This window comes from Methylobacterium sp. CM6246 (assembly GCF_054818005.1).
The window spans coordinates 5,770,429-5,787,746 of the sequence record NZ_JBTXKY010000001.1; the positions used below are offsets into that span (position 1 = coordinate 5,770,429).

Annotated in this window: 16 protein-coding genes; 8 read left to right on the plus strand and 8 right to left on the minus strand. The window is 70.9% G+C overall.

Features of this window, described 5'->3' with window-relative positions:
- Positions 1-6: 6 nt before the first annotated feature.
- Together ACYQPG_RS27860 and ACYQPG_RS27865 are read left to right on the plus strand one after the other, a co-directional pair.
- Positions 7-774, plus strand: coding sequence for a class I SAM-dependent methyltransferase (locus ACYQPG_RS27860; protein WP_461232192.1), 768 nt, complete (start codon positions 7-9; stop codon positions 772-774).
- A 229-nt stretch (positions 775-1,003) separates the two neighbouring features.
- Positions 1,004-2,290: a hemolysin family protein gene (locus ACYQPG_RS27865; RefSeq protein WP_461232515.1), complete on the plus strand. Its 1,287-nt coding sequence runs from the start codon at positions 1,004-1,006 to the stop codon at positions 2,288-2,290.
- 3 nt (positions 2,291-2,293) lie between these two features.
- Here ACYQPG_RS27865 and gltX read toward each other — a convergent pair whose 3' ends face one another.
- On the minus strand, positions 2,294-3,634 hold the full coding sequence (gltX, locus tag ACYQPG_RS27870) for a glutamate--tRNA ligase (RefSeq protein ID WP_461232193.1): 1,341 nt from the start codon (positions 3,632-3,634) through the stop codon (positions 2,294-2,296).
- 150 nt (positions 3,635-3,784) lie between these two features.
- On the opposite strand from gltX, the gene ACYQPG_RS27875 reads away from it, so the two are divergent.
- Positions 3,785-5,056 carry an NAD(P)/FAD-dependent oxidoreductase gene (locus ACYQPG_RS27875; RefSeq protein WP_461232194.1) on the plus strand — a complete coding sequence of 424 codons (1,272 nt, stop codon included), beginning with the start codon at positions 3,785-3,787 and terminating at the stop codon, positions 5,054-5,056.
- A 3-nt stretch (positions 5,057-5,059) separates the two neighbouring features.
- Here ACYQPG_RS27875 and ACYQPG_RS27880 read toward each other — a convergent pair whose 3' ends face one another.
- Together ACYQPG_RS27880 and ACYQPG_RS27885 are read right to left on the minus strand one after the other, a co-directional pair.
- A complete protein-coding gene (locus ACYQPG_RS27880; RefSeq protein WP_147910625.1) occupies positions 5,060-5,530 on the minus strand; it encodes a hypothetical protein in 471 nt (156 codons plus the stop codon).
- A complete protein-coding gene (locus ACYQPG_RS27885; protein ID WP_147938018.1) occupies positions 5,527-5,946 on the minus strand; it encodes a hypothetical protein in 420 nt (139 codons plus the stop codon). The genes ACYQPG_RS27880 and ACYQPG_RS27885 overlap by 4 nt, the downstream gene beginning before the upstream one ends.
- Before the next feature lie 297 nt (positions 5,947-6,243).
- On the opposite strand from ACYQPG_RS27885, the gene ACYQPG_RS27890 reads away from it, so the two are divergent.
- From ACYQPG_RS27890 to ACYQPG_RS27900, 3 genes are read left to right on the plus strand one after another with little or no spacing between them, the layout of a single operon-like run.
- Entirely contained in the window at positions 6,244-6,810 is a 567-nt protein-coding gene (locus ACYQPG_RS27890) for a TadE/TadG family type IV pilus assembly protein (protein WP_246691998.1), read from the plus strand.
- Positions 6,804-7,451, plus strand: a complete 648-nt coding sequence (locus ACYQPG_RS27895) for a TadE/TadG family type IV pilus assembly protein (protein ID WP_147906168.1) — start codon at positions 6,804-6,806, stop codon at positions 7,449-7,451. Before ACYQPG_RS27890 ends, ACYQPG_RS27895 begins: the two co-directional genes overlap by 7 nt.
- On the plus strand, positions 7,435-9,153 hold the full coding sequence (locus tag ACYQPG_RS27900; protein WP_419830738.1) for a pilus assembly protein TadG-related protein: 1,719 nt from the start codon (positions 7,435-7,437) through the stop codon (positions 9,151-9,153). Before ACYQPG_RS27895 ends, ACYQPG_RS27900 begins: the two co-directional genes overlap by 17 nt.
- 22 nt (positions 9,154-9,175) lie before the next feature.
- On the opposite strand, the gene dksA is transcribed toward ACYQPG_RS27900, so the two are convergent.
- The 4 genes from dksA to ACYQPG_RS27920 form a co-directional block, all read right to left on the minus strand.
- Positions 9,176-9,595: an RNA polymerase-binding protein DksA gene (dksA, locus tag ACYQPG_RS27905; RefSeq protein WP_050733124.1), complete on the minus strand. Its 420-nt coding sequence runs from the start codon at positions 9,593-9,595 to the stop codon at positions 9,176-9,178.
- 272 nt (positions 9,596-9,867) lie between these two features.
- A complete protein-coding gene (locus tag ACYQPG_RS27910; protein WP_461232196.1) occupies positions 9,868-10,884 on the minus strand; it encodes a hypothetical protein in 1,017 nt (338 codons plus the stop codon).
- A 2-nt stretch (positions 10,885-10,886) separates the two neighbouring features.
- Entirely contained in the window at positions 10,887-12,260 is a 1,374-nt protein-coding gene (locus tag ACYQPG_RS27915; protein ID WP_147906171.1) for an MBOAT family O-acyltransferase, read from the minus strand.
- A 101-nt stretch (positions 12,261-12,361) separates the two neighbouring features.
- A complete protein-coding gene (locus ACYQPG_RS27920) occupies positions 12,362-13,609 on the minus strand; it encodes an Hsp70 family protein (RefSeq protein ID WP_147938013.1) in 1,248 nt (415 codons plus the stop codon).
- Between the two features lie 165 nt (positions 13,610-13,774).
- Between ACYQPG_RS27920 and ACYQPG_RS27925 the strand changes: the two genes are divergently transcribed.
- Positions 13,775-15,271 (plus strand): helicase HerA domain-containing protein, encoded by a 1,497-nt coding sequence (locus tag ACYQPG_RS27925; RefSeq protein ID WP_461232197.1) that lies wholly within the window; start codon positions 13,775-13,777, stop codon positions 15,269-15,271.
- Between the two features lie 177 nt (positions 15,272-15,448).
- On the opposite strand, the gene ACYQPG_RS27930 is transcribed toward ACYQPG_RS27925, so the two are convergent.
- Positions 15,449-15,877 carry a flagellar assembly protein FliX gene (locus tag ACYQPG_RS27930; protein WP_147906173.1) on the minus strand — a complete coding sequence of 143 codons (429 nt, stop codon included), beginning with the start codon at positions 15,875-15,877 and terminating at the stop codon, positions 15,449-15,451.
- A gap of 242 nt (positions 15,878-16,119) precedes the next feature.
- Here ACYQPG_RS27930 and ACYQPG_RS27935 point away from each other — a divergent pair, with 242 nt between their 5' ends.
- Positions 16,120-17,259 carry a flagellar basal body P-ring protein FlgI gene (locus ACYQPG_RS27935; RefSeq protein WP_461232198.1) on the plus strand — a complete coding sequence of 380 codons (1,140 nt, stop codon included), beginning with the start codon at positions 16,120-16,122 and terminating at the stop codon, positions 17,257-17,259.
- The last annotated feature ends 59 nt before the right edge of the window (positions 17,260-17,318 follow it).

Below are 17,318 nucleotides of genomic sequence, written 5' to 3' on the forward strand. Positions count from 1 at the left end.
CCCGTGATGAGCACGCGCACCCATTCCGGCCACGTCGTCGATCAGTTCGGCGCCCAAGCCTTGGCCTACGTGACGAGCGCGGTCCACGCCGCCGGCGCCGACCTGGACCGGATCGGCGCTCTGGTTCGCGGGCTGCCGGGCGCGGGCGTGCTCGATCTCGGCTGCGGCGGCGGCCACGTGGCGTTCGCGGCGGCGGCGGCGGGGGCTTCGGTCACGGCCTACGATCTCTCCTCCGAGATGCTGGCGGCGGTCACCGCCGAGGCCGAGCGGCGCGGCCTCGACGGGATCGAGACCCGCCAGGGCGCCGCCGAGGCGCTGCCTTTCCCGGACGCCGCCTTCGACGCGGTGCTGACCCGCTACAGCGCCCACCATTGGCGCGACGTTCCGGCCGCCCTGGCGGAGGCGCGCCGGGTGCTGAAGCCGGACGGCCTGTTCGTGGTCTGCGATATCGTCGCGCCGGAGGAGCCCCTGCTCGACACCCACCTCCAGGCGGTGGAGTTGCTGCGCGATCCCTCTCATGTGCGCGACTACCGGGTCTCGGAATGGCGCGCGATGCTGGAGGCGGCCGGCCTCGTCCTGGGCGTCACGCGAGCCTACCGGCCGCGGATGGAATTCGCGAGCTGGATTGCCCGGATGCGCACGCCGGAGGACAACGTCGCGGCGATCCGCGCCCTTCAGGGCTCGGCACCCGTCGAGGTCACAGAGCACTTCAGCATCGAGGGCGACGGCAGTTTTCTGCTGGATTCCGCGCTGATCGAGGCGCGCCCGCGCTGAGGATTCTTCCGAACTTCGGATCCCGGTCGGAAGGCGGCTCCGGAAGTGGGACCTCCCCATCCCGCCCCTCATCCTGAGGTCGCGGGGTCGGCAAGGCGGATCGGACACGCCCTGATTTGCACTCGGAGGCTTGGCCGTTGAATGGTCCGGGCCTCGCACCCATCTTGGACATCCGTGTCATCAGAGGAAGCCCGGCCCGCGCTGCGGGATCGCGGCTCTGCAAGCCCGCCTGCTCGAGCTCGTCACCGTCGTCCTGCTGATCGCGCTGAACGGCGTCTTCGCTCTCTCCGAGCTGGCGGTGGTCTCATCGCGCAAGAGCCGTCTGCGCGCCTATGCGGATGCCCGCCGGCCGGGGGCGAAGGCGGCCCTGGCGCTGGCCGAGGAGCCGGGACGCTTCCTCTCCACAGTCCAGATCGGCATCACGCTGATCGGCATCCTGTCGGGCGTCGTCTCGGGCGCGGCGCTGGGCGACCGCCTGGCGCTGACGCTGATCGACCTCGGCCTGCCGAAGGGCTGGGCCGACACGCTGGGCTACACCCTGGTGATCGGGGTGATCACCTACCTGTCGGTGATCATCGGCGAGCTGGTCCCGAAGCATCTTGCCTTGCGCAACCCCGAGGGGATCGCCTGCGCGGTGGCGCCCGGCATGCGGCTCGTCGCCCGGGCGGCCCTGCCGGCGGTGTGGCTGCTCGACGCCTCGACCCGGGCGGTGTTCCGCCTGATCGGCCAGGAAACCGAGAGCGCGAGCGCCGTCACCGAGGAGGAGATCCGCAGCCTCGTGGCCGAGGCCGAGACGGCCGGCGTCATCGAGGGCGGCGAGCGCGCGATGATCTCCGGCGTGCTCCGGCTCGGCGACCGGCTGGTGCGCGGCGTCATGACCCCGCGCACTGAGGTCGTGTGGCTCGACCTCTCGGACGATCCCGAGGCCATCCGAGCACGCCTGCTGGCGAGCCCCCATGCCCGCCTACCGGTGGCCGATGGCGGCCCGGACGCCATGATCGGCGTCGTGCAGGTCCGCGACTTGATCGGCCCGCTCTCCCGCGGCGAGCCCCTGGACCTGCGGGGGCATGTCCGCCGGGCCCCGGTGCTGCCCGATACGCTGGACGCGCTCGATGCCCTGGACGCCCTGCGCAAGGGCACCGTGCCGATGGCGCTGGTCCACGACGAGTACGGCCATTTCGACGGGCTCGTGACCCCCGCCGACATCCTCGATGCCATCGCGGGCGCGTTCCACTCCGAATCCGTGGAGCCGGACGCAGTGCGCCGCCCGGACGGGTCCTGGCTGATCGCCGGCTCAATGCCGGCCGACGAGATGGCCGACCAGCTCGGCCTGCGCCTGCCACCCTCGCGCGACTACGCCACGGCCGCCGGCCTCGTCATCGCGGCGTTCCAGCGCCTGCCGGAGACCGGCGAGACCTGCGACATCGCCGGCTGGCGCTTCGAGGTGGTGGATCTCGACGGCCGCCGCGTGGACAAGCTGCTGGCGACGCGGCTCGAAGAGCTGGAGGCGCAGTAGGCGCTAGGCCGCCTCGCCCGCGAGCCGCCGCGCCGCCCGGTCGCGGCCGATCAGCGGCAGCAGCCCGGCGAGATCCGGCCCATGCTCCATGCCGGTGAGCGCGAGGCGCAGCGGCATGAACAGCGCCCGCCCCTTCGCGCCGGTGCGGCTGCGGATCTCGGTGGTCCAGGCCTTCCAGGTCTCAGGCCCGAACGGCTCAGCCGGCAGGGTCTCGCGGGCCGCCGCGATCACGGTCTCCTCTGTCAGGACCGGATCGATCGGGCCGGTCACCACGCGCCACCAGTCGCCCGCCTCCGAGACACGGCCGAGATTGGGCTGCACCGCCCGCCAGAACGGCTCCGCGGTCTCGGCAGGGATGCCGAGGGCGGTGAGGCGCGGGGCAACCTCGGCGTACGGCATGGCATGGACGAGCCGGGCGTTGAGCCCGTCGAGCTCGGTGGGGTCGAACCGGGCCGGCGCCCGGGAGATCTCGCCGAGATCGACGAGGCTCGCCAGCGCGTCGAGGTCGGGCACCGCCCGCACGGATTCGGCCGAGCCGGTCAGCACCGCCAGCGAGCGCACGGCCGCCGGCTCGTAGCCGGCCTCGCGCAGACCGCGCAGCGACAGGTGGCCGAGCCGCTTCGACAGCCCCTCCCCGTCCGCGGTGGTGAGCAGGTTGTGGTGGCCGAAGACCGGCACGTCCGCGCCGAGCGCCTCGAAGATCTGCACCTGCACGCCGGTGTTGGTGACGTGGTCCTCGCCGCGGATCACGTGGGTGATGCCGAGGTCGGCATCGTCCACCACGGAGGGCAGCGTGTAGAGATAGCTGCCGTCGGCGCGGATCAGCACCGGGTCGGACAGCGACGCGCAATCCACATGCGCCGGACCGCGCACGAGATCGTCCCACGTCACGGTCCGGGCCTCCAGCAGGAAGCGCCAATGCGGCCGGCGGCCCTCCGCCTCCAGGGCGGCGCGGTCCTCCGCGGTGAGCTGCAGCGCCGCCCGGTCGTAGATCGGCGGCTGACCACGGCCGAGCTGGCGCTTGCGCCGACGCTCGAGCTCCTCCTGCGTCTCGTAGCAGGGATAGAGCCGCCCCGCCGCGCGCAAGGTGTCGGCGGCGGCATCGTGCTGGGCCTTGCGGTCGCTCTGGCGGGCGAACAGGTCCCAGGTGATGCCGAGCCAGGCGAGATCCTCTTGGATCGCCTCGGCGAACGTTTCGGTCGAGCGCTCGGCGTCGGTGTCGTCCAGGCGCAGCAGGAAGCGCCCGCCCGCCTTGCGCGCGAACAGCGCGTTGAGCAAAGCCGGGCGGGCGTTGCCGATATGCAGGTAGCCGGTGGGCGAGGGAGCGAAGCGGACGAGCGTCATGACCCGCTCTGTAGCCGATCTGCGGACGGTTTTGCGCGTCCCTTCGCGCATGGGTGACGCGAACCGCCCGTACCCTCGCCTTCGGCCCGCTACCCAGCCCCGGCAAAACCCGTCAGAACGCCACGCTTGGCGCTGAGCAGGATGAGCGGGATGGACGAGACGGCCGATATCGTGGTGGTCGGCGGCGGGATGGTCGGGCTCGCCTGCGCCATCGCGCTCAAGGATCGCGGCCTCGACGTGGTTCTGTGCGACCCCGGCGAGGCCCGGGCCCGGACCTCCTACGGCAATGCCGGCGTGGTCAGCCGCGGCTCGATCCTGCCGATGTCGAGCCCGGCCCTGTGGGGCAAGCTCCCGGCCTACCTGCGCAACGCCGACCGGGGCTTGCGCCTGCGCTACGCGCACCTGCCGCGGATCCTCCCCTACACGGCGCATTTCCTGGCGAGCGCCCGGGCCTCGCGCTGGCGCCGGGCCGCCACCGCCCTGCTGCCGCTCACGAGCGCGGCCTACCCGGCCCATGAACGGCTGGCCGCAAGGGCCGGCACCAGCGAGCGGCTGCAGCGGACCGGCTGGCTCAAGGCCTACCGCACCGAGACCGCCTTCAAGGCCGCCGCCCTGGAGCGGGAGATCCTGTCCGGGCACGGGGTGGCGTTCGACCTCCTCGACGCGGCGGGGATCCGCGATCTGGAGCCTGCTCTGGTGCGACCCTACGCCCGAACGATGCTGCTGACGGAGACCGGATCGGTGCGCGAGCCCGGCCGCCTGATCGAGGCCTGCGAGGCGCTGTTCGCCGGCCTGGGCGGAAGGCGGCTGCGCGGCAGCGTCGAAAGCCTATCGCCGGAGGCCGAGGGCTGGCGCGTCGTCCACGAGACCGGCGCGGTGCGGTCCAAGCAGGTGGTGCTGGCGGCGGGCGCCGCCTCCGGGTCGATCGCGAGAAGTCTGGACTACCGTTTCGCGGTGGCGGCCGAGCGCGGCTACCATCGCCACTACGCCCTGCACCCGGACAGCCCGCCCCTGACCCGCCCCGTGCTCGACACGGGTGCGGGCTCGATCCTGTCGCCGATGGGCGATCACCGGGTGCGAGTGCTGTCGGGGGTCGAACTCAACGCCCGCGACGCCGCCCCGGACCACACCCAGATCGAGGCGGCCTCCCGCGAGGCGGGGGAGACTCTGCGTCTCGGCGGCCCCCTCGACAACGAGCCCTGGCTCGGCTCGCGCCCGTCCACCCCGGACGGTATGCCGGTGATCGGCTTGGCGCCACGCCACAAGGGCCTGCTGTTCGCGTTCGGCCACGGCCATATCGGCCTGTCCACCGGGCCGATCACCGGCGAGATCGTAGCCGACCTCGCCACCGGCCGGACCCCCGCGGTCCCGGTCGCGCCCTTCGCGCCCCAGCGCCTGCTGGGCTGGCCGCGCCTGCTGTGACGCTCAGCGCCAGTCGTAGGGATCGTATGGCTCCAGGGCCGCCCGGATCTGCCGCAGGGCCGCCGGCTGCCGCTGGAGATCGGCCTCCCGGGCGAGCGCGCGCAGGAACGCCCGCGGGCCGTGTTCCAGGTCCCGGGCCAAGCCGTCGAAGCGCTCAGCCGGCTCGACATGGGGCGGGTTGACGGTGACGAGGTAGTCGAGGCCGCAGGTCGGCGGATCGGTCCCGAGCCGGTAGCAGATCTGCACCCGGGCGAAGGGCTCGCCGGGGCGGCGCACGACCCGGTAGCCGCCGCGCGTGAAGGCGCCCCCGGTGGCTCGCTCGGCATAGGCCAGGATCCGGTCCACCGTCGCCAGGCTGTCCGTCTGCCGCGAGCGCACGAGGTCGATCGCGGCCCGTTCCGTGGGCAGGAACGGCTGCGCATCGACGCCGGAGGCGGCCGATGCGACCAGCACTGCGAGGGCGAGACGTCTCACGGCTTCCTCATGCAGACGGCGACCGGCTCGGCATCCTTGGCGGCCTTGGCGGTCATGTCGAGGCAGCCGACCGTGGCGATGCCGTCGGTGACGGTCACGGACGGCACCACCGCCATGCCCCGGCAATAGGCGCCGATCAGCGCCTCGTCGCGGTGGCAGGCGACGTCGAGGCGCACCAGCGCGTTCATCGGCGGTCCGGCGGGCCCGGCGGCGCCCTCGGTGCCACGATCCCCCGCGGGGCCGCGCGCGCCCGTGGCGCCGTTCAGCCCCGGCGGGCCCTGTGGACCCGGCGGGCCCTGGTCGCCCTTCGGCCCGGGCGGACCGGCCGGCCCCGGCTTCGGGGCGTCGCCGCAGCCGGCGAGCGCGAGGACCGCGATCAGCCCGGCGAGGCGCGCGGCTGTCCTGGGAAATGTCATGCGGTTCTCCGGCCGGGCGCGCCGCCGACGAAGTGGCGCCGGACAGCCCGGAATCAATGGCGGCGCTCTCCTGGGCAGCCAGACACCTGAGACGCCGCGCCCCCGCCTTTTAATGCAACCTTCAGTAGAATATCCGCTTCCGCTGTGATCTGCTTGGTCGCATTAAGCTTTTCGCAAACGATTAGTTACACATCAAGACAAGCGCTGGTCTTCAGGCGGCAGTTTGAGTCCATGTTTCCGCCAGTACAAATAGTCCCTGAAACGAAACCTACCTCAGGTTGCCTCCCGAACCGTTTTTTGCGGGATGCGGGCGGGGCGGCCGCGGTGGAGTTCGCGTTGGTGGCCCTGCCGTTCCTGGCGCTGGTCGGCGCCGTCTTCCAGATCGCCTTCCAGATCTGGGCCACCCAGAACTTCGACCGCGCCCTGCAGAACGCGGTCCGGACGATCTTCACCGGGCAATTCCAGGCCGCCAATGCCGGGCAGACCGACGCCGCCACCCTGCTGGGCTCGCTGAAGACGACGATGTGCGGCACCGGTGCCGGCACCATCCCGACGGTCTTCAACTGCCAGAACGTCAAGCTTGACGTCGCCACCGCCAGTACGCTCGGCGGCGCCAGCGCGGCGACGCCGATCAATGCCGCGACGGGCACGTGGAACACCAGCTTCGGCACGAACTACGCCTGCGCCAAGCCGGGCACGATCGTGATCGTGACCGCGGCGGTGCAGTTCCCGACCCTGTTCAACCTGATGGGTCTCGGCACCCGACAGTTCACCACCGGCGCCGGGGCCGGGTCCAGCCTGCTGACCTCGACGGCGGTGTTCCGCACGGAGCCCTATCAGATCACCGGGACGAGTCCGTGCTGAGGTCTCTCGCACGCAAGGCGGCCGCGCTGCGGCGGGACCGGCGCGCCAGCGCGCTGGTGGAATTCGCCGTGATCCTGCCGGTGCTGCTGTCGATCTGGGCCGGCATGACCGAGATCGCCCACGCCATCGACGAGTGGCGCAAGCTGACCCTGCTCGCCCGCACCGTGGCCGACCTCACCGCCCAGGGCGACACGCAGAACCCGATCGGCACGCCGCTGATGACCGACATCGTCGCCTCCGCCGCCAAGGTGATGCGCCCGTTCGACACCAGCACCGTCCAGATCGTCGTCAGCGCGATGGGTGTCGATCTCAAGCGACTGAACCTGGTCCCGCAGGTCTGCTCCAGCGTCGCCAACGCCAACGCCAAGCCCCGGGCCACCGGCACCGCCACCGACCTGCTCGTGCCCGCGGGCTACCAGACCACCGGCATGCGCTACGTGCTGGCCGAGGTCAGCATCAGCTACACGCCGATGATCGGCTCGGCCCTCGTCAAGCTGGTCAAGGGCGTCGGCAACGCGATCACCCTCTCGGCGTCGGTCCCGTGGCCGACCCGCGGCGGCACGACCTACGGCTCGAACACCTACACCGAGGTCATCCTACCGGGCACCACCCAGAAGGCATGCGATGCCCCGTTACTCTGATCGCGCCAGCCGGCCAGGGTGGTTCGGCTTCGCGCGAGGCCGCGGCGGCAACGTCGCGATCCTGTTCGCTTTCCTCAGCGTGCCGATGCTGATGTTCACCGGCGCGGCGATCGATTACGGCTTCGCGACCCGGCTCGAGACCAAGCTGCAGGCCGCGACCGACGCCACGGCACTGCTCCTGTGCCAGACGCCGCTCACCACGACGAACGCCGACCTCAACCTCAAGGCCCAGGCGGCGATGACCGGCGCCATGGGGGTGGCCAACCTCGTGGTCGATCCTCTCACGATCACCAGCAACCCGCGCCAGATCACATTGACCGCCCACAAGCTCTCGACGGTGTTCTTCGGCAAGGTCACGGGGACGAACCGCATCAACCCAAGCGCCACCGCCCAATGCGCGACGCCGCTGCCCAAGACCTTCGAGATCGCGCTGGTCCTCGACAACACCGGCTCGATGTCCGCGTCGAGCGGCGGCCAGTCCAAGCTTCAGGCGGTGCAGAGCGCAGCCACCGACTTCGTCAACTACGTCTACACCAACGCGGCCTTCTCCAGCGCGACGCGGATCTCGATCGTGCCGTTCGCCGGGGCCGTGGCGGTCGATCCGACCGCCTTCCGGTACGCATCCTGGATCGACCAGACCGGGCAGTCCAGCTACCACTGGACCAACGTTCTCCAGCCTGCCGGATCGAACTTCAAGAGCCGGTTCGATATCTTCGCCAAGCTTCAGGGCGTCTATTCCGGCTGGGGTTGGGGCGGCTGCCTGGAAACCCTGCCCTACCCGCTCAACGTCCAGGACGGCGCGCCGACCATCGGTAACAAGGATTCCTACTTCGTGCCGCTGTTCGCCCCCGATGAGCCGGGCGATTCCAGCACGACCTTTGCTGCATATTCAGTAAACAGGTACACGACCTATTACAGCTTTAACAGCTACATCGATGACGACAACGGCAGCTGCCCGCCGCTCGCGAGTGGAACGTCTTTCAACACTGCCGAAGGCCAGGCGTGCAAATACGTCAAACCTCAGAATGCTGCGCCGACGTCGCTGAATACCAAGACGGGCATCCCCAGTGGGCCGAACTTCGGGTGCACGACCCAGCCGCTCCTACGGCTCACGAGCAACACCAGCGCGCTCAAGACGCTGATCGGCCAGATGGCGCCGCTGGGTGCGACCAACATCCACGAGGGCTTCATGTGGGGCTGGCGGACGCTTTCCCCGAAGAGCGTCTTCGCGGACACGAACCCGCCCGCCGCCTACGCGTCGAGTTCCAACAGCTCGAACGCGACGACGATCAACAAGATCATCATCCTGATGACCGACGGCGAGAACAGCTGGACGACCAATTCGAGCGCGCCCAACGGGTCGCTCTACTTCGCTGCCGGCTATTTCCAGAACGCCAATGGCACCAACCCGAACAGCCGGTTGCCCGCCACCAACCAGAACGTCTCGGACGCCGCCGGCGCCCGCAACGCGCTGGACGCCCTCACCGCGGAAGCCTGCAAGAACGCGAAGGCGGTCAACATCTCGATCTATACGATCGGCTTCAGCATCCCCTCCGATCCGATCGACGCCGCGGGACAGACGCTCCTGAAAAATTGCGCCACGAATCCGGGCCAGTTCTACCTGGCCAACACTTCGGACGACCTGATCAAGGCGTTCCAGCAGATCCGGGCGAGCATCGGCGCGCTGCGGCTGACGCAGTAAGTTCGGGATCCGAACCGCCCGCTCAATCGTCCCGATAGACCTTCTCGCGGCGCTCGTGCCGCTCCTGGGCTTCGAGCGACAGGGTCGCGATCGGCCGGGCATCGAGGCGGCGGAGCGAGATCGGCTCGCCGGTCTCCTCGCAGAAGCCGTAGGACCCATCCTCGAGTCGGGCGAGCGCCGCGTCGATCTTGCCGGTGAGCTTGCGCTGGCGGTCGCGCGCCCGCAGCTCGATCGCACGGTCGGTCTCCGAGGAGGCGCGGTCGGCGAGATCGGGGTGGTTCTCGTTCTCGCTCTGCAGCGCGACGAGCGTATCCTGCGCCTCACGCAGGATGTCGCTCTTCCAGCTCAGGAGCTTGCGCCGGAAGTACTCGCGCTGCCGGTCGTTCATGAAGGGCTCGTCGTCGGACGGGACGTAGCCGTCCTCCAGCGTCACCTTCGCCATGCGTCACCCTCGCTGGATCGTAACCGCCCACCAGGGGATGGCCGGTGCGCGGCGATAACGTGAGGTGCCGTATAGTCGAGGTGCTTAATCGCGACAACGCGCAGCGTCGCAAGGCTTGGATGTTGTCTCGAATGCGTGGCCCCCTGCGGCAAACAAGCCACGGTCTAGAGCGTCCAGTTCAAAGCTGGTCGCCGGCATTTCAAAAAAGGTGATGGAAAATCAAGGGCCGAGCGCATCACCCTGTTCCGGTATCCGGGACGGGACGGCCGGGCTTAGTCCGCCGAAAACGTCCGCAGGTGAACGATTGCGGCGGCGATCTCGTCCGTCAACGCTCGGGCGAGCGGCAGCCGATAGTGAGTTTGATCGAAAAACAGATCCGGATCGCCGGCGTCCGGGCGCCCGGCACGTCCATCGATGACCGTATTCAGCGGATGAACGGCAAGCGCCGATCGGACTTCGGCGCGGCACGCCGCCTCGGCGACAGCCCGGGGGCTCCCGGCCGGCGGCTCGGCGCGGGCGTAGACCGGCGGAAACACCACCACCACGGCGGTCCTGGGCGGGATCCGCGCGAGTTCGGCCCGCAACCGGTCGGCGACCGGGAACGGACCGCCATGATGCGGCTCCGTCTCGGGGCCGACCGGCCGCTCCAGCGCCGCCTTCTTGGCCGGATCACGGCCGAACCCCTGGCTCAGGTAGTTCGCCTCGTAATCCCACCAGCCGTTGGACGCGGCCTGCTTGTGGCGCGGGTTCAGGAGCCAGCCGAGGCGGTTGATCGTCTCCTGGGCGGCGGTGAAGCGCAGCAGGCCCTTGAGATACGCCTGCCAGTCGCCGACCAGCCAGTACGGGAAGCCGTGCTCGCTCGGGAATGACGGGTCGTCGGAGCACCAGAACGCATCGGCCGACAGCACGATCGCCTCGGGCCTGGCGTGGTGCTTCAGATACCAGCCCAGCAGCGCGAACTGCTCGGACGGCCCAGTGGCCGGCACCGACAGCTGCACGAACGGGATACCGGTGAGCCGGGTCAGCGATGCCGGCTCGATCAATTGGATGTGGGAATTGCCGATCACCGCGCCCGCATAGGCCGGGTCGCGGCCACGCACAGCCGAGGCGGTGCGCGGCCCCTGCGGACGGACGGCGCCGCGGGACAGCAGCGTCGAGCGGCCGGTATCGTAGGGATCAACCAGCACCGCCAGCCCGAGATAGGCCGCAAACAGCCCGGCCATCGCCAGCAGCACGGTGCGGACGAAAGCGCGCCAGGCCCGATCCTGTGGGGGGTGAGCGAACGCCATCCTCAGAACTGGAAGTAGATGAACTCGTAGTTCGCATCGTCCCCGATCTTCAGGAGGACGACGACGAACAGGAGCGCGAAGCCGAAGGCCAGGATGCGCCTGGGCGGCAGGCGATGCACCGCCGCCCAGGCGGTCGGGCCCACCGTGGCGACCAGGGCCGCCACCGCGATGGTGCGCCACTTGAAGCCCGAGCCGTGGGGCGCGAGGCCGAACAGGCCCTTGAAGATCGCGAGCGCCGCCTCGAAGCTCGTCGCCCGGAACAGCACCCAGGTCAGCATCACGAACAGGCTGGTCAGCAGCCAACCCAGCGGCGCCGGCACGCTCAGGCGCGTCCGGCGGGCCAGGACCCCGGCGCCGAGGCCGAGGCCATGCAAGGCGCCCCAGGCCAGGAAGGTCAGTCCCGCCCCGTGCCAGAGGCCGCCCAGCGTCATGGTGGCGGCCAGCGCCCCGACCTGGCGCGGCAGGCCGCGCCGGTTTCCGCCCAGGGGGATGTAGAGGTAGTCGCGCAGGAACCGCGACAGGGTCATGTGCCAGCGGCGCCAGAAGTCGCGCAGCGAGGTGGCGCGATAGGGCGCATCGAAATTCTGCGGCAGGACCAGCCCGAACAGCAGCGCGATGCCGAGCGCCATGTCGGTGTAGCCGGAGAAGTCGAAATAGATCTGGAAGGTGAAGCCCAGCGTCGCCTGCCACGCCTCCGCGACGGTGACGACCTTGCCGGCAGCCGCCGCCTGGAACACGGGGTTCACGTAAGCCGCGAGGGGATCACCCAGGAACACCTTCTTGGCGAGCCCGACCGTGAGCAGCATCAGCCCGCGCGCGAAGCGCTCGGCGGCGTCGGGCCGCGCGTAGGGCCGCTCGTCGAACTGGTGCATGATCTCGCTCCAGCGCACGAGCGGGCCGGCGAGAACCTGCGGAAAGAACGCGATGTAGAGGGCGTATCTGGTCAGCCCGAAGGCCGGCGCCCGGCCGGCCCTAAGGTCGGCGAGATACATGATGTGGTGGAAGGTGAAGAACGAGATGCCGAGCGGCAGGGCCAGCCCGAGCCGTGGCGCCTCCAGACCCGGGATCAGGTTGGCGAGGTCGGCGAAGAAGTCGAGGTACTTGAACACCCCGAGCACCGCCAGGTTGGCCGCGATGGCGGCCGGGACCAGCCAGGGCCCGGGCCGGCGCCGATAGACCCACGCCACGCACCAGTTCGCCAGGATCGAGCCGGCGAGCAGCGGCACGAACCGGACATCCCACCACCCGTAGAACACGAACGACAGGAGCACGAGCAGCGGCAGCCGCCAGGCCGGCGCCGCACGCTCCACCAGCGCGTGCAGGATCAGCGCGGCCGGCAGGAAGGCGAGGAGGAAGACGAAGGAGTTGAACAGCATCGGGCGGGGCGGCGCGGAGGGGATGGATGGGCCGCCGGTCACTCCGGGCGCGAGGCGCCCGCCTTGTCGGGGATCGCGGCGGGCCCGTCAATCGCCGACGCTCACCCCGCCCGCCGCCCCGCCTCGATGGTCAGGCCGAGGCCAACTGAGCCGAACGTGTCGCCCTCCACCACCCGGGCCGCGGGCAGCGCGGCGGTGAGCGCGGTGCGCAGGTGCGGCAGCCCCGTGGAGCCGCCGGTGAGGAACAGCGCGTCGATCCGCTCCGGCCCGAGCTCGGCCTGGGCGAGGCAGCGGGCGATCCGGGCGGCGACCGCCCGGGCGAGGTCGCCGGTCTGCGTCGAGAGGGTGTCGCGGCTCACCACAGCCGTAAGACCGTGCTCGACCAGGCCGAGGTCGAGATCGGTCGTCCCGGCCTCGGAGGCGGCGATCTTCGCCCCCTCGACGGCGCCCGCCAGGGCGTGGCCGCGCTCGCCCTCGACGGCCGCGCGCAGTCGGGCGACGAGGTCCGGCTTCGCGCAATCGCGGATCACCTCGTCGATCTCGCGCAGGGTCTTCGCATTGTAGAGGCGGTTGATCGCCGACCAGGTGGCAAGGTCGTGGAAATAGGCGTTCGGCACCGCGAGGTCGCCGCGCCGCATCGGGCTGCCGAGCCCCATCAGGGGCATCACGGTGCCGAGGCTGAGCTGCCGGTCGAAATCGGTGCCGCCGATGCGCACGCCGTCATTGGCCAGGATGTCGCCGGCCCGGTCCGGGCGGCCCCGCCGCTCCGGCGACAGCCGCACGATGGAAAAGTCCGACGTGCCGCCGCCGATATCGGCGATCAGCGCGATCTCCTCCGAGCGGACCTGCCGCTCGTAGTCGAGCGCCGCGGCGATCGGCTCGTACTGGAACGAGACCTCGCGGAAGCCGACGTCCCGGGCGATGTCGCGCAGCGTGTCCTCGGCCCGCCGGTCGGCTTCCGGGTCGCCATCGACGAAATGCACCGGCCGACCGTGGACCACGGTGTCGAGGTTTTGCCCGCAGGCCGCCTCGGCACGCGCCTTCACGGCCGAAAGGTAGCGGGCGATCACGTCGCGCAGGCGCAGGCGCTCGCGGCCGACCGGGGTCGCCTCGTCCATCAGCGGCGTGCCGAGGACGGATTTCAGCCCGCGCATCAGCCGGCCGGCATGGCCGTCGACGTAGGCCGCGGTGGCGGCCCGGCCGATCAGCGGCGCCTCGCCCGGTTCGAAGAAGATCGCGCTGGGGATGGTCCGGTGCGCGCCCTCGAGCGGCAGCAGGGCCGGTCCCGCCGCCGCGAGGTGCCCCAGGGTGGTGTTCGACGTGCCGAAATCGAGGCCGCAGGCCGCCATCGCGTGAGGGATCCGGTTTGTTTCGAGGGAGGGCGGGCCCTACAGGGCGGCGGCGTCCGGGTCCAGCGCCGCCGCGGCATTGCAGCCGCGCGGCAGCCCTGCGGGAAGCGTGGACAGCGCGTCCGGGGGGCACCCGGATCCGGTTCCGGCATGCTATGGAGCGCCATGCGTTCCGATATCGATCTCGGCCTGACCGGCGAGCGCCCGGCGCTCCTCGACCTCACCGAACTGCTGGCCACGCGGCTCCTGGTCCAGGGCAACTCGGGCTCCGGCAAGTCGCACCTGCTCCGGCGCCTGCTGGAGCAGAGCGCGGGCCTCGTGCAGCAGGCGGTGATCGACCCGGAGGGCGACTTCGCCAGCCTCGCCGATCGCTACGGCCACGTCGTGGTGGAAGCCGATGGCGACGACGGCGCGCTCCAGCGCATCGCCGCCCGGGTGCGCACGCACCGGGTGTCGGTGGTGTTGTCGCTCGAGAACCTCGACGCCGAGGGCCAGATGCGCGCCGCCGCGGCGTTCCTGGGCGGCCTGTTCGACGCCGACCGGGACCATTGGTACCCGATGCTGGTGGCGGTGGACGAGGCGCAGCTCTTCGCCCCGGCCGCGGCCGGCGAGGTCTCGGACGAGGCCCGGCGCCTTTCGCTCGGCGCCATGACCAACCTGATGTGCCGCGGCCGCAAGCGCGGGCTCGCTGGCGTGATCGCCACGCAGCGCCTCGCCAAGCTCGCCAAGAACGTGGCGGCCGAGGCCTCCAACTTCCTGATGGGCCGGACTTTCCTGGACATCGACATGGCTCGCGCCGCCGACCTGCTCGGGCTGGAGCGCCGCCAGGCCGAGACGTTCCGCGACCTGCCGCGCGGACATTTCGTGGCGTTGGGGCCGGCCCTTTCGCGACGGCCCCTCACCATCGCGGTGGGTCCGACCCTGACGGTGAGCCGGTCGTCGTCGCCGGTGCTCGTCCCCCTCCCCGACCCGACCGAGGATGCGCGGGCGCTGATCCTCACGGCGAGCCCGGCCGACAGCCTGGCGCCGCCGATGCCGCGCCCGAGGCCGCGCCCGGTGGCGGCCCCGGACGTCCTCGTCCAGCTCGCGAGCTACCGCCCGCCGGCCCCGCCGGAGGAGCCCGAAGAGGAGCCGATGGACCCGGAGGCGCGGGAGGCCGCGCTCGCCGAGGTCCTGGCCTCGGTGCTGGCCGATGCGGATGCCGCCGCCTGCACCCCCGCGACGCTCTATCAGGACTTCACCGTCCGCTGCCGCATCCGGCGCCTGCGCGGCGACACGATGGGACTGCCGGAGTTCAAACGCCGGCTCGCCGTGGCCCGGGCCGAGGCGGGCGGCGCGGTCGCCGACAACTCCACCTGGGAGCGGGCCCAAGCGATTGCGGCCGGATTGCCGGATGACCTGGCCGGCCTGTTCCTGGTGGTCGCCCGCGCGGCGATCGAGGGCGCGCCCTGCCCCACCGACGCGATGCTGGCCGACGCCTACGGCACCAGCTCGGGCGGCCGTGCCCGGCGGATGCTGGCCTACCTCGAGGAGCGCGGCGCGATCGTCACCCGCAAGGATCTGCGCGGCGCGCCGATCATCGCGGTCCCCGATCTCGCCGTCGAGACCGGCCCGGGCGAGCCCCAGATGCTGCCGACCGGGCCGAAGCGGCGGGCGGGGTAGCGGCGGCGAGCCCTACGGGGTCTCCAAAACTCCCCCCTCATCCTGAGGTGCCGGAGCGAAGCGGAGGCCTCGAAGGAGCCCTCCAGCCAGCCGCGCGATCCCTGGAGGGCTCCTTCGACGCTGCTCCGCAGCACCTCAGGATGAGGTGGTTGATGGGAGCAGCGGTGAAAGTGGCGGTCAGGCGCTGCGCCGGCCTTCGAGCTTGGCGAGTTCCACCGCGGCGCGCAGCTCGATCTCGGCCATGAGCCCGTCGAGGCGCGGATCCCCCGACGAGGCCGAGCGCTCGGCCAGGCGGCCGGCGATGGCGCGCAGGTCCTGCGGGGAGACGCGGCCACCGAGCATCGCGGCCTTGAGGCGGTCGAGGCCGTCGAGCAGGTCGTGGCCGCGCTTGGCCGTGCGCCGGCGGCGCTCCTGCGGCGTCTCGGTTTCGCCTTGAAGCAGCAGGACGGCATCGAGCCCCGCCAGGGTCGCCGCAGCGGCCGGCGCATTGGCGCCGGACGTGGAGGCCGGCGCCGCATCGAGGCTGAAGCCGCGCCCGCCCTCGACCCGGGCCTTGGACGCGACGCCGCCGGCATTCTGGATCGGCTGGCGAGTGTCGACGCGCATGATCGTGTTCGTGTCGCTCCGGGCGCTCCTGCGCTGCCTGGACTCTCGGCTGGCACGGTTAAGCACCGGTAAACAGGCCGGCAGAACCTGCCGGGTCGGCAGGTTCGGTGCCGGTCGACCACAATCGGCGGCCGCACGCCGGTTGGATAATGATATCTTTTCTCAATGGCTTAACGGAAAGGCCCGGCTGGCACGGGGCTGGCAGGAGGGGGGCAGGTCCGTTCACCCGTGAAAAACCCGGCATGCGCCCGAGCCACCCTATCAAGCTCCTCGGATCGGCCCTCGCGGCGCTCGTCGTCGGGGTGATGCTGACGGCAGCGGCCTTAGGCCCGGCGCTCGCCCTGTCGCGGGTGAAGGACCTGGCCTCCATCGAGGGCGTGCGTCAGAATCAGCTCGTCGGCTACGGCATCGTGGTCGGCCTCAACGGCACCGGCGACACCCTCAACAACATCCCGTTCACCAAGCAGTCGCTGCAGGCGATGCTGGAGCGGCTCGGGGTCAACACGCGGGGCGCCACGATGCGCACCCAGAACCTCGCCGCCGTGATGGTGACGGCGAGCCTGCCACCCTTCGCCGCCCAGGGCACCCGCATCGACGTGACGGTCTCGTCGCTCGGCGACGCAAAATCCCTTCAGGGCGGCACCCTGCTGGTGACGCCGCTGCTCGGCGCCGACGGCGAGGTCTACGCCCTCGCGCAGGGCTCGGTGGCGATCGCGGGCTTCTCGGCCGAGGGCGACGCCGCCAAGATCACCCGGGGCGTGCCGACCAACGGCCGCATCTCCAACGGCGCCAACATCGAGCGCGAGATCGCGTTCAAGCTGAACGATGCCCGCGCCCTGCGGCTGTCCCTGCGCAACCCCGATTTCACCACCTCGAAGCGGATTGCCGCGGCGATCAACGACTTCATGGGCGCCGACACGGCCGAGCCGACCGACCCGGCCACGGTGACGATCCAGATCCCGGCCAAGTACAACGGCAACATGATCCGCCTGATCACCGAGGTGGAGCAGCTCAAGGTCGAGCCCGACCAGACCGCCCGGGTGGTGGTCGACGAGCGCTCCGGCATCATCGTGATGGGCCGCGACGTGCGGGTCTCCACGGTGGCGATCGCGCAGGGCAACCTCACGGTCACCATCAGCGAGCAGCCGCAGGTGAGTCAGCCGGCGCCCCTCTCCAACGGGCGCACCGCCGTGGTGCCGCGCACGAGCCTGAAGGTCGACACCGGCGACGGCAACAAGCTGGCGCTGGTCAAGGAGGGCGTGAGCCTGCGCGAGCTGGTCGATGGCCTGAACGCCCTCGGGGTCGGCCCCCGCGACCTGATCTCGATCCTCCAGGCGATCAAGACCGCCGGGGCGCTGCAGGCCGATATCGAACTGATGTGATTGTCGCGTGCATCGTCCCGAACGGTGAGGGCCAGCTTTCGGGACGATGCCCTAGGACG